Here is a 13419-nt window from a genome sequence, read left to right as displayed (position 1 = left end):
GCAACCCGTGATCATCAAATCCGTGACCATTGAAAAGTAAGCCATGACCAAGACCGTTGAACTGCACACCACTGCCGGCGTGATCCGCCTGGAACTCGACGAAGAAAAGGCACCGGTCTCCGTGGCCAACTTCGTGGACTACGTGAACGCCGGCCACTATGACGGCACCGTGTTTCACCGCGTCATCAAGGGCTTCATGATTCAAGGCGGCGGCTTCGAGCCTGGCCTCAAGCAAAAGCCCACCAAAGAGCCCATTACCAATGAGGCCAACAACGGCCTGAAGAACGACAAGTACACCATTGCCATGGCCCGTACGAGCGCCCCTCACTCGGCCAGCGCTCAGTTCTTCATCAACGGCACCAACAACGACTTCCTGAACTTCAAGTCGGAATCTGCTCAAGGTTGGGGTTACGCCGTGTTTGGCAAAGTCTCCGCAGGCACGGAAGTCGTAGACCAAATCGAAAAGGTCAAGACCGGCCGCAAGGGCTTCCATGACGACGTACCCCTCGAAGACGTCGTCATCAACAAGGCTGTCGTGATCTGAAGACATGCCTGATGCAAGGGGGCTCTTGCCCCCCTTCCCAGAGCCGGAAACGCTGAATGCACCGCCCTCGTGGCGGTGTATTGATTTCATATCCGACCTGCACCTGCACGAAGAGCTGCCGCGCACCACGCAGGCTCTGGCCGATTACCTCGCCAGCACCCCCGCTGATGCCGTCCTGATGCTGGGCGACATCTTTGAAGCCTGGGTTGGCGATGACATGCGAACCCAGGCCTACGAGGCCAGTTGCGTTCGCTTTCTGGCTGATGCTGGCCAGCGCATGCATCTGGGCATGATGGCAGGCAACCGCGACTTCCTGTTGAGCCAGGACATGCTCGCCGCATGCCATGCACACAGACTGGCCGACCCCACCGTGCTGCACGCCTTCGGTCAGAACATCCTGCTGATCCACGGCGACGAGCTCTGCCTGGCTGATGCTGACTACCTTCGCTTTCGGCAGCAAGTCCGCAATCCGGCCTGGCAATCGGCCTTCCTGTCGCACCCACTGGAAGCCAGACTGACTCAAGCCCGCCAGATGCGAGAAGCCAGTCAGGCGAAACAGCAAAGGCAAGCACCAGAAACCTGGGCCGATGTGGACGAATCTGCGGCCGCTCAATGGATGCGCTCATCCGGTTCCACCACCCTGATCCACGGCCACACGCACCGACCTGCTGACGAAGCCTTCGGCACCCAAGGCGGCATGCGCCACGTCCTCAGCGACTGGGATCTGGACCACGGTCACCCCAGGGCGGAAGTCCTGCGCCTGACAGCACAGGGTTTCGAGCGCATACCGCTACACGCCTGATACGCCGCACAGAAAAAAGGCCGACATGCAGTCGGCCTTTTCTATTCAACCGCCTGAGTAAGGCGGGCTGCGCAACTTACTCGGCTGTCGCGGCCTCGGGCTTGGTCTTGTCGCTCTTCTTGTTAGGCTGAATGTCAAGCTTGACTTCGGGCTCGCCCTTGTCGTTGTCGATCACATCCACCGTCAAGCGACCGCCATCCACCAGGCTGCCGAACAGCAACTCGTCCGCCAGAGCACGACGGATCGTGTCCTGGATCAGGCGCTGCATCGGACGAGCACCCATGAGCGGATCAAACCCGCGCTTGGCCAGGTAACGACGCAGCGCATCCGTGAACGTGACCTCGACCTTCTTCTCGCCCAACTGGCCTTCCAGCTGCAGCAGGAACTTGTCGACCACGCGCAGGATGACGTCCTCATCCAGCGCCTTGAAGCCCACGATCGCATCCAGACGATTACGGAACTCAGGCGTGAACTGACGCTTGATGTCCGCCATTTCGTCACCCAGCTCGCGCGGGTTCGTGAACCCGATGGACGCCTTCTGCAAGGTTTCCGCACCCGCATTGGTGGTCATGATGATCATCACGTTGCGGAAGTCGGCCTTGCGGCCGTTGTTATCCGTCAAGGTACCGTGATCCATGACCTGCAGCAGGATGTTGAAAACATCCGGGTGTGCCTTTTCGATTTCATCGAGCAGCAGCACGGCGTGCGGCTTCTTGGAGATGGCCTCCGTCAGCAAGCCTCCTTGATCGAAGCCCACATAGCCCGGAGGCGCGCCGATCAAACGGCTCACCGCATGGCGCTCCATGTACTCAGACATGTCAAAGCGAATCAGCTCGATCCCCAGGATGTAAGCCAATTGCTTGGCCACTTCCGTCTTACCCACGCCCGTGGGGCCGGAGAACAGGAAGGAACCAATCGGCTTGTCGGGCTTGCCCAGGCCAGAGCGAGCCATCTTGATGGCCGAAGCCAACGCATCGATGGCCGCATCCTGACCGAACACCACGCTCTTGAGATCGCGATCCAGGTTCTTGAGCTTGGAGCGATCATCACTGGAAACCGAAGTCGAAGGCACGCGGGCAATCTTGGCCACGATGTCTTCCACCTCAGCACGCGTGATGGTCTTCTTCTGCTTGCTCTTGGGCAGAATGCGTTGCGCAGCACCAGCCTCATCGATCACGTCAATCGCCTTGTCCGGCAGATGACGGTCATTGATGAACTTGGCCGACAACTCGGCCGCAGCCTGCAGCGCACCCAATGCGTACTTCACGCTATGGTGCTCTTCGAAGCGCGACTTCAGACCCTTGAGGATTTCAATGGTCTGCTCAACCGAAGGCTCCGCCACTTCCACCTTCTGGAAGCGTCGAGACAAAGCGGCGTCTTTCTCAAAAATGCCACGGTACTCGGTGAACGTCGTCGCGCCAATGCACTTGAGCTGGCCGGAACTCAGCGCCGGCTTGAGCAAGTTGCTGGCATCCAGCGTACCGCCGGATGCAGCGCCCGCACCAATCAAGGTGTGGATCTCGTCAATGAACAGCACCGAGCCAGGCTGATCCTTCAACTGCTTGATGACGGCCTTGAGGCGCTGCTCAAAGTCACCGCGGTACTTCGTACCTGCCAGCAAGGCGCCCATGTCCAGCGCGTAAACCTCAGCATCCCCGAGCACGTCAGGCACATCTTTTTGAGTGATGCGCCACGCCAGCCCTTCCGCAATCGCGGTCTTGCCCACGCCGGCCTCGCCAACCAGCAAGGGATTGTTCTTGCGGCGACGGCACAACACCTGAATAACCCGCTCGACCTCCGAGTCACGACCGATCAAGGGATCGATCTTGCCGTCACGTGCCATCTGATTGAGATTCTGGGTGTATTGCTCCAGCGGTGAGGCCTTGCCTTCCACCTCTTCCTTCTCAGCCTCAGGTTGCCCAGGCTCGGAAGATGACTTGGCTGCCTCGGGAGGATCAGCCTTGCGGATGCCGTGGGCAATGAAGTTCACCACATCCAGGCGAGTCACGCCCTGCTGATGCAGGTAATACACCGCATGCGAATCCTTTTCGCCGAAGATTGCCACCAGCACATTGGCGCCAGTAACCTCCTTCTTGCCGCTACCAGAAGACTGGACATGCATGATCGCGCGCTGGATCACACGCTGAAAGCCCAGTGTGGGTTGCGTATCCACCTCGTCCGTGCCACCAACCGTTGGGGTGTTATCCCTCACGAATTGGTCCAGGTTCTTGCGCAGCTCATCCAGATTGGCGGCGCAGGCCTTCAACACCTCGGAAGCAGAGGGGTTGTCTGTCAGGGCCAGCAGCAAATGCTCCACGGTGATGAACTCATGGCGTTGCTGTCTGGCCTCGACGAAGGCCATGTGCAGACTCACTTCCAACTCTTGCGCAATCATGCGGTCTCCAGAATGCACTGCAGGGGGTGCCCGGCTTGACGGGCGGCGGCAAGAACAAGTTCGACCTTCGTGGCCGCGACGTCTTTGGTATAGACGCCGCACACACCACGACCTTCGTGGTGGATTTTTAGCATGATCTGCGTTGCCGTTTCTATATCGTGCCGGAATTGCTCCTGCAATACCAGAACAACAAACTCCATCGGCGTGAAATCGTCATTGAGCATGACGACTTGGTAGAGCTTGGGCGGCTCCAGCGCAAGTGCTTCTTTTTCGGCAACGGCTGCACCCTGACCGTCCTCGACTGGGCCAGGAGGTGCCGCGGACGACCGGGTTGAAAACGGATTTGTCATGAAAAAGATTCTAAGAGACGGCCCGCGATCATGTCTTGTCATCTTGGGGTAACCAAGCTTGGTTCAAGGGTAGGAAATTCACGGCAGACACAAGACTTTTTTTCAGACCACCCAGCGACAAGCGACACATCCGCTCACCCACATGCGCCAATCTCGTTGAACGACGCTCGTTTTTCCACAATACGGAAACATTGTGCACATCTGGCAATCATTTTGGTGCAGCGCAGCACTTGACAGGTCCATCTAGCGCTCGGAAAATGACAACAAATTAACGTAGGAGGGGCAGTATGGCCACAGGCACTGTCAAATGGTTCAACGATGCCAAAGGGTTTGGCTTCATCGAACCTGATCAAGGCGGGGGCGATGTATTCGCTCATTTCTCGGCCATTCAGATGGACGGGTTCCGAACGCTCAAACAGGGCTCGAAAGTTCAGTATGAGTTGGTAGCTGGCCCCAAGGGCATGCTTGCACAAAATATCCAGCAAGTGGATGGGCAGGCAGGCACTGAGGCCACGCCAGATGCGCTGAGCGACATGCACTTCCGGGAGCATGGCAGCTCAGGTCACAGCCTGCCGCACTGATCTGACACAAACAGCAGCTTGCTCAACGAGCAAGCTCCACACAAAAAAGCCCGCTCACTGAGCGGGCTTTTTATTGCTTGACTCAGGCCAAGCGATCACATGTTGTCAATCAGCACCTGACCAAAGCCCGAGCACGACACTTGGGTGGCGCCTTCCATCAAGCGCGCAAAGTCATAAGTGACCTTCTTGCACTGAATGGCCTTGTTCATGGCGCTGATGATCAGGTCTGCAGCCTCAAACCAGCCCATGTGGCGCAGCATCATTTCAGCCGACAGGATTTCTGAACCTGGATTCACGTAATCCTTGCCAGCGTACTTTGGCGCGGTACCGTGAGTGGCTTCGAACATCGCCACAGAGTCAGACAAGTTGGCGCCAGGCGCAATGCCAATGCCACCCACCTGCGCAGCCAGCGCGTCGGAGATGTAGTCGCCGTTGAGGTTCAACGTGGCGATCACGCTGTACTCTGCGGGACGCAGCAGAATCTGCTGCAAGAAGGCGTCCGCAATCGCGTCCTTCACGATGATGTCCTTGCCCGTCTTCGGGTTCTTGAACTTGCACCATGGGCCGCCGTCCATCAACTCGGCGCCAAACTCGCTTTGGGCCAGTGCATAGCCCCAGTCACGGAAGCCACCTTCGGTGTACTTCATGATGTTGCCTTTGTGCACGATGGTCACGCTGGGCTTGTCATTGTCGATGGCGTATTGCAGTGCCTTGCGCACCAGACGCTCGGTACCCTCTTTCGACACAGGCTTGATGCCGATGCCGGAGGTTTCAGGGAAGCGGATTTTCTTGACGCCAAATTCGGTTTGAAGGAAAGCGATCAGCTTCTTGGCCTTGTCGCTTTGCGCTTCAAATTCGATACCCGCGTAGATGTCTTCCGAGTTCTCGCGGAAGATCACCATGTCGATCTTTTCAGGCTCCTTCACAGGGGAAGGGACGCCCTTGAAATACACCACCGGGCGCAGGCAGACGTACAAGTCGAGTTCCTGACGCAATGCCACGTTCAGGGAGCGGATACCGCCACCAACGGGCGTGGTCAGCGGGCCTTTGATGGACACGACGTAGTCCTTCAAGACACCCAGCGTTTCTTCAGGCAGCCACACGTCGGGACCATAAACGCGGGTGGATTTTTCACCAGCGTAGATCTCCATCCAGTGAATCTGGCGCTGGCCGCCATAGGACTTGGCAACGGCGGCGTCGACCACCTTGATCATCACGGGGGTGATATCAAAACCGGTGCCGTCACCTTCGATATAGGGAATGATGGGGTTGTTGGGGACGTTGAGCGAAAAGTCCGGGTTCACCGTAATCTTCTGCCCGCCCTCGGGCACTTTGATGTGCTGATACATGTTTTGGTCTCCGCGTTTGGCGTTTCCGTAAAAAACGTTGCCATGGATATCGGCAGCGTGAAAACAATTCTACGCGAGCGGGTTCATTCAACACGCAATAAGACCAGGGGATTACCGGTATAGGTTGCCATTTAGCCTCGCATCGGCGGACATATCAGGCGCACCAGGCCTTCCATTGATCCATGACCTGGTGGTAGAGCGCCCATGCCGACATCCCAACCAACATGGCCCCGGACAAGCGAACGGCCCACCGCGGGTCAATCAGAGAGGAGGAGGATGTGGGCACATTCGCTCGCGACTCACCGGCCACACCATTTACCCCTTCCGACCGGAGCCAGATCACTGGCGCCAACGCACCTTGCACGGAAGCGGCGGTAGCAGCGTCGACCGACGCCTGACGCCGCCAAGAGTCTACCCACCGCAACACAGCGGGTGCAGCCCACACACCAAACGCACCAGGCAATGCAAAAGAGAACATGACCAACGCGCCGCCCATTGGATCAGGCGCCAGCGCCGCCACCATGACCGCGGCATAGAGCAAACCGCAGGGCAACAAGGCCCAAGCCATGCCGGCAACAAAGGGCCACACCAGACGCAGGGCACCCCCTTCGGCAAACAAGGCGTTGCTGGAAAGTCGGGCACGCAACGCGCGATACACCTGCTGCCCGACACCATCAAGCCAGCGAGGCATACCTCCGGTCACCAGCAACAGCAAGCCCAACACCAAGACCAGCGCCTGAGCCAGCATCCACAGAGGCTGCAAAAAGGCGAAATGTCGCCCCCACTGGGCAGCCGCGCCGAAACTGGCTGCAGCCACAGCGCCAAGCAATGCATAGCCCAGGCAACGCCCGAGCAAGCTGACAAGGGGCACACCTCGAGGCAGAAAGGCTGCGCAGGCAGCGCCACACATGGCGGCGCAATGTGGCACGCCGCCAAGGCCCATCAGGAAAGCAGTCAGCATCAAGCTGGACAGCATGCCCAGCTCCTTCGCGTCGATAGGTCAGATGATGCGCGAGAAGCGCTCGACCTTCTTGTCAGCCTGCAGGTGCCGGTCGAAGACCATGGCAATGGCCCGCACAAAGTACCAGCCCAGCGCTGTGACCCGAACTCCATCAGACTCCAGTTGCACCAACCCCGACTCCACGAGCGGCTCCAACTGGCGCAGTTCAGTGGCGAAGTATTGCCTGAAATCGATCAGGTAAGCGAGCTCGATGGACTCGATGTCCACACGCCCCTGGCACATGACGGCCATGATGACCGCGCGGCGAACCAGATCATCACGTGACAACATCAAGCCGCGAACAATCGGGAACTCACGACGACGCAGGGAGTCGTAATAGTCGTCCAGCGTCTTCGCGTTCTGGCTGTAGTGCGCGCCCACGCGACCAATGGCGGACACGCCCAGGCCGATCAAATCGCTATCGGGATGGGTGCTGTAGCCCTGGAAGTTCCGATGCAGGCGCCCTTGTCTGCGCGCCACAGCCAGGCTGTCGTGGTGCAACGCGAAATGATCCATTCCGATGTAGTCGTAGCCTGTCGCACCAAAATGGTTGATGGCCATCGACAACATGCCGATCTTGTCCTCGGCCTTGGGCAGGGCCGATGCATCAATGCGGCGCTGCGGTTTGAAACGCTGCGGCAAATGCGCGTAAGCGTAAAGTGCGACACGGTCTGGCTTGAGGCTGGAAACCTGACTCAAGGTTCGCTGAAAGCTCTCCAGGGACTGTTTGGGCAAGCCATAAATCAAGTCCATGTTGATGGACTCGAAGCCTTCGGCGCGCGCAGCCTGCATCAACTCGGCCACTTGTTCAAATGGCTGAACCCGGTGTACGGCCTGCTGCACATGCGGATCAAAGTCCTGCACACCAAAGCTCAAGCGGTTGAACCCCATGGCAGCCAGGCGCTTGAGGCGGCCGGCGTCAATCGTACGAGGGTCGATTTCAATCGAATACTCACCGCCTGGCACAAACCTGAACGCGGACTGCAAGGTGGTGAGCAAGCCTTCCAGTTCGTCGTCCGTCAAGAACGTGGGGCTACCGCCACCAAAATGCAGCTGCGACACCGCCTGACCTCGGCCCAACTGCTCGACGGTCAAGTCGATTTCCGTGCGCAAGGCTTCCAGGTACTCCGCCGAACGCTCATGGTGCTTGGTAATGACCTTGTTGCAGGCGCAGTAATAACAAACCGATTCGCAAAACGGAATGTGGACATAAATCGACAGCGGCGTGGCTGCCCCGCCAACGGCGCCGCCGCCCTCGACCCGCTGTTGCAAGGCTTGCAGGTACTGAGCAGGCCCATAAGCTTCGACGAATCGATCAGCGGTCGGATAAGACGTGTAGCGAGGCCCGGCAACGTCCAGGCGCGTCAGGATCTCCCCGGAAATGACGGGAGCGGCGTGATTTGATAGGAGAACCGATTCACTCATGCGAGGGACTGTGCCAAACTGTCGCCTTACTGGGTTGATCTGGCTCAAGGTCTACATCGGGGAAGCAGCAACAATCGGGCAACCATTGAGGTTCCTCATGCTGAACAGTACTTTTCCGATCACAGACGTTTCTGCCGCTGACTCGACCGCTCGTTCTCATACTCACAGCGACCAATGCGGTACGTCTGCCTGTTCCATGAAATACGACACATTCAAAGTCGCCTGTTCTAGCTGCAACCTGCGTGAGTTGTGCCTGCCTGTGGGGCTATCTGCGCCTCAGTTGTCTCACCTGGATTCCCTGGTTGCCACACGCAAGACTGTGAAGCGCGGAGACGCACTCTTTCACACAGGCGACCCTTTCCGCTCTGTATACGCTGTGCGCACCGGTTTTTTCAAGACCCGCGTGTCATCCGAAGATGGCCGGGATCAGGTCACCGGCTTCCAGATGGCGGGCGAATTGCTCGGACTTGACGGCATTAGCACGGACCGTCACGCCTGTGACGCTATCGCACTGGAAGACTCGCAAGTTTGCGTGATCCCCTACTCGCAGCTGGAAGACTTGTCTCGCGAGTTTTCGGATTTGCAACACCAGTTCCACAAGATCATGAGTCGCGAGATCGTGCGCGATCACGGCGTGATGTTGTTGTTGGGCAGCATGCGCGCAGAGGAACGTCTCGCCGCCTTCCTGCTCAACCTGACCCAACGTTTGCACGCTCGAGGTTTCTCCGCCTCCGCCTTGGTACTGCGCATGACCCGTGAGGAAATCGGCAGCTATCTTGGTCTGAAGCTGGAAACGGTCAGCCGCACCTTCTCCAAGTTCCAGGAAGAAGGCCTGCTGGAAGTGAAGCAGCGCGACATCCGGATCATGGACGAAGCTGGACTGAAAGCCCTCGTCAACAGCGTGCGCTGCTGATTGCTCACCAGGTATCCGCGAATAGAACAAAGGCCCGTCAAGACGGGCCTTTTTCATTCATGCATGGGTTTGTTGCACTTGCTCGCGTCGTGCGTGGCGACGGGCCCTGCGCTGATCGGCAACTGAGCCAGAAGCCTTCATCATCCAGTGACTCAGGAGAGATGACAGTGTCACCAAACCCCAGAACACGAAAAAGGCGAGACTGTAAGTCGTCTGAGCATCTGGTTGCCACAGGCCAACTCTCAACTGGGTCGGATCAACCCAGGAGAACACCACCATCTCAAGAACACCCGCGACCAAAAAGGCCGGCCACAAGATCTGAGCAGCGTGTAAAACGCGTTGTGTCATTCGGTTCTCCTTCATTGAACTGGGACACAAGACACATGTTCCTACGTCAGATCAACAAAGGATTCGGGACTAACCCCTAAATGCGGGGGGGGGCAGACCTAGGGAAATTACCGCTCTGCGGGTTCACGCGCCTGCTCTGCGGAATGATTGCGCGCCTGAATGGCAGGCGCCTCAGAGGGTGCCTTCACTTGGCCAACCGAGGTATCCAGCACCGGATCCACGTGCCTGATAGCCAACGAGGCTGTAAAAAATGAAGCGACCACCACGGCTGCTGGCCCGCCGATCACCATCCAGACGATCGGATAACGCCACCAGGGCTTGGACTGCTCGGCCGTGTTCGGTGATACAGCTTGATCTGCTTGCGACATGAATACTCCTGCGGTCCTTCAGCGAGGAACCATGAATGTAGATTTTTCTCGAACGTCGAACTGAGGCTGCTCCCCTTGGCGGAGCTGATCGACAACCACAGTCATCGGGAAGGCGCCCGAACCCATGCGAGCGGCGACCTCAGGCGGGATTTTCACGGAAATCGGGACCCAGCGCGCCTCCGCTGGCCCCAGAACGATGTCGTCTCCGCCCTTGACAATCGACTGACTCAATTGCTCGACGCCGACCCGATACTTCTGAACGGACTCGCTGGCGTTCATCAACTGAATGCGGTAGACGTTTTCGACGAAGCCATCGTCCACGATACGCGCGAGGGATCCGCGATCACGCACCACGTCAACACGGAATGGTGGCCGAGAGTACAGGCTGGTGAGGAAAACGCCCACCACGATCATCAGGATGGATGTGTAAATCAATACCCGGGGCCGGGTTACCCGAGCCCACATTTCCTTGCGCCCCCAACCGTTGTCCATCGAGTTGAGCGTGGCATAGCGGATCAGGCCGCGTGGCGCCCCCATCTTGTCCATCACGGAATCGCACACATCCACGCAGGCAGCGCAGCCAATGCATTCGTATTGCAAGCCCTTGCGAATGTCGATGCCGGTTGGGCAAACCTGGACGCACAAGGTGCAATCAATACAGTCGCCCTGCCCCTTGGCCTGTGCATCGGCCTTGCGTGAACGCGAGCCACGAGGCTCACCACGCTTGGTGTCGTAGCTGATGATCAAAGTATCGCGATCGAACATCGCGCTCTGGAAGCGCGCATAGGGGCACATGTACTTGCACACCTGCTCACGCATGAACCCAGCATTGCCGTACGTTGCGAAACCATAGAAGCAAACCCAGAACACTTCCCAGGGCCCCATTCCGAAGGAGGCTACCTCAGCAGCCAGCACACGAATCGGCGTGAAATACCCCACGAAGGTATAGCCCGTCCACAGAGCCAGCGTGATCCACGCGCCGTGCTTGGCAACCTTGCGCCCCAACTTTTCTGCTGTCCAGGGGGCCTTGTCCATCTTCATGCGCTTGGCGCGGTTGCCCTCGATCTTGTTCTCGATCCACATGAACATCTCTGTGTAGACCGTTTGAGGGCAGGCGTACCCGCACCACAGACGCCCTGCCACCGTGGTGAACAGGAACAAGCCGTATGCCGAAATGACCAGCAGCGCCGTGAGATAGATGAAGTCCTGCGGGTACAGGACCAGATTGAACATGTAGAAGCGGCGAACGCTCAGATCGAAAAGGACAGCTTGCCGATCGTTCCACATCAACCAGGGTGTGCCGTAGAAGGCAATCTGCGTGACCCAGACCAGCACATAGCGCCAATTGGCAAACCACCCCTCCACCTCTCGGGCATAGATCTTCTCACTCTTTTTGTAGAGAGAGACCACCTCTTCCCGGCGCGCTTGCGCTGCAGCTGGATCAGGCTGGATGGGGATGACACGCTTGGGGTCTGGGGTGCTAGTGCTGGAGTCAGTCATGGCGCAAAAACAAAAAAGCGGTGGAACTGATGAATACCCTGTAGGGTATCAAAATCAGTGATCCACCGCTTGACTTTAGAGCCCCGCTTGACAGATATCAAGCTTTTGCCAGGCTCTTTTGCACGATCAATCTGCCCTTATTGAGCAGCAGCCGTCTGTGTTGTATGCGACAGGCTCCACACATACGATGCAACCAGCTTGATCTGGTCTTCAGACAGGCGTGTTTCCTGTGCAGGCATGATGTTGAGCTTGCCCTTGTTGACCATGTTCATGATGGCTTCTTCACCGAACCCGTGCAGCCAGATCTTGTCCGTCAGGTTGGGGGCGCCAATCGCTTGGTTACCCTTGCCATCCGCACCGTGACAAGCCGCACAGACCTGCTTGAACTTGGCCTTGCCCAGCTCAGCGGAGATCGAGTTGTGACCGGCACCAGAAAGGCTCAACACATAGTTGGCGACCTGACGAACTTCTTCAGGCGACCCCACAGCAGGCGCCATCACAGGCATCTGACCACGGCGACCATGGGTGATGGTCTCGATGATCTTCTCAGGCGAACCACCGTGCAGCCAATCGTTGTCGGTCAGGTTGGGGAAGCCCTTGTTGCCCTTGGCGTCAGAGCCGTGGCAAGCCGCGCAGTTGTTCAGGAACAGGCGTTCACCGATGGCGTGAGCCTTGGGATCGCGGGCCAAATCTTCCACCGAAGCGTTCTTGAACGCAGCGAAGATCTTGTCCTGCTCAACCTTGGCCTTGGCCATTTCAGCTTCCAGCTGGCCCTTGGAGCTCCAGCCCAGGGACCCCTTGTGATCGCCCAGACCAGGATACAGCGCCAGGTAGCCGCCGGCAAAGGCCAGCGTGATGATGAACAGGAAGAGCCACCAGCGAGGCAGCGGGTTGTTCAACTCACGCAGGTCGCTGTCCCACACGTGGCCAGTCGTTTTATCGACATTGCCTTGCGCGTCATAAATGACCTTGTGCTTGGCTGCACCAATCAGAACGATGGCGCAGTAGACAAGCCCAAACACCACGATCGCGATGACGTACCACGACCATCCACTGTTAATGAAGTCGCTCATATCTGAGCCTCCAGTCAATCTTCAGCGAGGGGCAGGCGACCTGCCTCCTCGAACTGGGCCTTGTTGCCGCGCTTGAAAGCCCAAGCAACAATGCCCACGAAAACGCACAGACACACAACGGTGAAAATGCTTCTCACGACAATGATGTCCATGTGCGTCGCTCCTTATTTGACAGACGTGCCCAGCACCTGCAGGTAGGCAATCACGGCTTCAAGCTCGGTCTTGTCCTTGACTTCGTCAGCTGCGCCGGCGATGTCTGCTTCGGTGTAAGGCACACCCACCGTGCGAAGGGCCTTCATACGAGGCGCCATGCCGGCAGGATCAACCTTGTTCTGTTCCAGCCAAGGGTAGGCAGGCATGTTCGACTCAGGCACCACGTCACGAGGATTGTGCAAGTGAGCACGGTGCCATTCGTCGGAGTACTTGCCGCCTACGCGCTGGAGGTCAGGACCGGTACGCTTGGAGCCCCATTGGAAGGGGTGGTCGTACACGAACTCACCAGCCATGGAGTAGTGCCCGTAGCGCAGCGTCTCGGCGCGGAAGGGACGGATCATCTGCGAGTGGCAGTTGTAGCAGCCTTCACGCAGATAGATGTCACGACCTGCTAGTTGCAGCGAGGTGTAGGGCTTCAGACCAGGAACGGGCTCGGTCGTGCTGTGCTGGAAAAACAGCGGGACGATTTCGACCAGTGCCCCGAAGAGCACCACGAACAGCGTCAGCACGATCATCAGCGTGTTGCTGGTCTCGATCTTCTCGTGAGAGAAGAGCTTC

At 58.0% G+C, this 13419-nt stretch carries 15 protein-coding genes; 4 read left to right on the top strand and 11 right to left on the bottom strand.

The genetic code is table 11. From position 1 onward, the window contains the following. Positions 1–43 precede the first annotated feature (43 nt). Together EPO09_RS17560 and EPO09_RS17555 are read left to right on the top strand one after the other, a co-directional pair. On the top strand, positions 44–544 hold the full coding sequence (locus EPO09_RS17560; protein ID WP_290645006.1) for a peptidylprolyl isomerase: 501 nt from the start codon (positions 44–46) through the stop codon (positions 542–544). A gap of 25 nt (positions 545–569) precedes the next feature. Beyond that, a complete protein-coding gene (locus tag EPO09_RS17555) occupies positions 570–1346 on the top strand; it encodes a UDP-2,3-diacylglucosamine diphosphatase (protein ID WP_290645004.1) in 777 nt (258 codons plus the stop codon). A gap of 76 nt (positions 1347–1422) precedes the next feature. On the opposite strand, the gene clpA is transcribed toward EPO09_RS17555, so the two are convergent. Together clpA and clpS are read right to left on the bottom strand one after the other, a co-directional pair. Continuing rightward, on the bottom strand, positions 1423–3741 hold the full coding sequence (gene clpA, locus EPO09_RS17550) for an ATP-dependent Clp protease ATP-binding subunit ClpA (RefSeq protein WP_290645002.1): 2319 nt from the start codon (positions 3739–3741) through the stop codon (positions 1423–1425). Further along, on the bottom strand, positions 3738–4091 hold the full coding sequence (clpS, locus tag EPO09_RS17545; protein WP_290645000.1) for an ATP-dependent Clp protease adapter ClpS: 354 nt from the start codon (positions 4089–4091) through the stop codon (positions 3738–3740). The genes clpA and clpS overlap by 4 nt, the downstream gene beginning before the upstream one ends. A 287-nt stretch (positions 4092–4378) precedes the next feature. On the opposite strand from clpS, the gene EPO09_RS17540 reads away from it, so the two are divergent. Next, entirely contained in the window at positions 4379–4672 is a 294-nt protein-coding gene (locus tag EPO09_RS17540) for a cold-shock protein (protein ID WP_290644998.1), read from the top strand. A gap of 95 nt (positions 4673–4767) precedes the next feature. On the opposite strand, the gene icd is transcribed toward EPO09_RS17540, so the two are convergent. From icd to hemN, 3 genes are all read right to left on the bottom strand, one after another. Further along, positions 4768–6021 carry an NADP-dependent isocitrate dehydrogenase gene (gene icd / locus EPO09_RS17535; RefSeq protein ID WP_290644994.1) on the bottom strand — a complete coding sequence of 418 codons (1254 nt, stop codon included), beginning with the start codon at positions 6019–6021 and terminating at the stop codon, positions 4768–4770. A 154-nt stretch (positions 6022–6175) separates the two neighbouring features. Beyond that, a complete protein-coding gene (locus EPO09_RS17530) occupies positions 6176–6997 on the bottom strand; it encodes a sulfite exporter TauE/SafE family protein (RefSeq protein ID WP_290644992.1) in 822 nt (273 codons plus the stop codon). Positions 6998–7021: 24 nt separating this feature from the next. Further along, complete coding sequence (gene hemN / locus EPO09_RS17525; protein ID WP_290644989.1) at positions 7022–8446, bottom strand: oxygen-independent coproporphyrinogen III oxidase; 1425 nt, start codon at positions 8444–8446, stop codon at positions 7022–7024. Positions 8447–8642: 196 nt separating this feature from the next. Here hemN and fnr point away from each other — a divergent pair, with 196 nt between their 5' ends. After that, complete coding sequence (gene fnr, locus EPO09_RS17520) at positions 8643–9359, top strand: fumarate/nitrate reduction transcriptional regulator Fnr (RefSeq protein ID WP_290644987.1); 717 nt, start codon at positions 8643–8645, stop codon at positions 9357–9359. Between the two features lie 57 nt (positions 9360–9416). Here fnr and EPO09_RS17515 read toward each other — a convergent pair whose 3' ends face one another. From EPO09_RS17515 to ccoO, 6 genes are all read right to left on the bottom strand, one after another. Further along, positions 9417–9707 (bottom strand): hypothetical protein, encoded by a 291-nt coding sequence (locus tag EPO09_RS17515; RefSeq protein WP_290644985.1) that lies wholly within the window; start codon positions 9705–9707, stop codon positions 9417–9419. A 107-nt stretch (positions 9708–9814) separates the two neighbouring features. Beyond that, a complete protein-coding gene (locus EPO09_RS17510; protein ID WP_290644983.1) occupies positions 9815–10075 on the bottom strand; it encodes a hypothetical protein in 261 nt (86 codons plus the stop codon). An 18-nt stretch (positions 10076–10093) separates the two neighbouring features. Then, positions 10094–11575, bottom strand: a complete 1482-nt coding sequence (gene ccoG, locus EPO09_RS17505) for a cytochrome c oxidase accessory protein CcoG (RefSeq protein ID WP_290644981.1) — start codon at positions 11573–11575, stop codon at positions 10094–10096. A 137-nt stretch (positions 11576–11712) separates the two neighbouring features. Continuing rightward, positions 11713–12648, bottom strand: coding sequence for a cytochrome-c oxidase, cbb3-type subunit III (gene ccoP / locus EPO09_RS17500; protein WP_290644979.1), 936 nt, complete (start codon positions 12646–12648; stop codon positions 11713–11715). A gap of 14 nt (positions 12649–12662) precedes the next feature. Further along, complete coding sequence (locus EPO09_RS17495; protein ID WP_290644976.1) at positions 12663–12800, bottom strand: cbb3-type cytochrome c oxidase subunit 3; 138 nt, start codon at positions 12798–12800, stop codon at positions 12663–12665. Between the two features lie 12 nt (positions 12801–12812). Next, the coding region (gene ccoO / locus EPO09_RS17490; protein ID WP_290644972.1) for a cytochrome-c oxidase, cbb3-type subunit II at positions 12813–13419 on the bottom strand (607 nt) is incomplete at its 5' end.

The organism is Aquabacterium sp., from assembly GCF_004297345.1.
Taxonomy (GTDB): domain Bacteria; phylum Pseudomonadota; class Gammaproteobacteria; order Burkholderiales; family Burkholderiaceae_C; genus Aquabacterium.
The sequence above is the reverse complement of the archived record's forward strand: the minus strand, read 5'-3'. Positions and strand labels throughout refer to the sequence as shown.

What these genes read in the sequence shown, in the direction of transcription:
- EPO09_RS17495 (WP_290644976.1), bottom strand. Translation starts at nt 12,800, where the DNA reads ATGGACATCATTGTCGTGAGAAGCATTTTCACCGTTGTGTGTCTGTGC.
- EPO09_RS17540 (WP_290644998.1), top strand. Translation starts at nt 4,379, where the DNA reads ATGGCCACAGGCACTGTCAAATGGTTCAACGATGCCAAAGGGTTTGGC.
- EPO09_RS17530 (WP_290644992.1), bottom strand. Translation starts at nt 6,997, where the DNA reads ATGCTGTCCAGCTTGATGCTGACTGCTTTCCTGATGGGCCTTGGCGGC.
- hemN (WP_290644989.1), bottom strand. Translation starts at nt 8,446, where the DNA reads ATGAGTGAATCGGTTCTCCTATCAAATCACGCCGCTCCCGTCATTTCC.
- icd (WP_290644994.1), bottom strand. Translation starts at nt 6,021, where the DNA reads ATGTATCAGCACATCAAAGTGCCCGAGGGCGGGCAGAAGATTACGGTG.
- fnr (WP_290644987.1), top strand. Translation starts at nt 8,643, where the DNA reads ATGAAATACGACACATTCAAAGTCGCCTGTTCTAGCTGCAACCTGCGT.
- ccoP (WP_290644979.1), bottom strand. Translation starts at nt 12,648, where the DNA reads ATGAGCGACTTCATTAACAGTGGATGGTCGTGGTACGTCATCGCGATC.
- EPO09_RS17510 (WP_290644983.1), bottom strand. Translation starts at nt 10,075, where the DNA reads ATGTCGCAAGCAGATCAAGCTGTATCACCGAACACGGCCGAGCAGTCC.
- clpA (WP_290645002.1), bottom strand. Translation starts at nt 3,741, where the DNA reads ATGATTGCGCAAGAGTTGGAAGTGAGTCTGCACATGGCCTTCGTCGAG.
- EPO09_RS17560 (WP_290645006.1), top strand. Translation starts at nt 44, where the DNA reads ATGACCAAGACCGTTGAACTGCACACCACTGCCGGCGTGATCCGCCTG.
- ccoG (WP_290644981.1), bottom strand. Translation starts at nt 11,575, where the DNA reads ATGACTGACTCCAGCACTAGCACCCCAGACCCCAAGCGTGTCATCCCC.
- EPO09_RS17515 (WP_290644985.1), bottom strand. Translation starts at nt 9,707, where the DNA reads ATGACACAACGCGTTTTACACGCTGCTCAGATCTTGTGGCCGGCCTTT.
- clpS (WP_290645000.1), bottom strand. Translation starts at nt 4,091, where the DNA reads ATGACAAATCCGTTTTCAACCCGGTCGTCCGCGGCACCTCCTGGCCCA.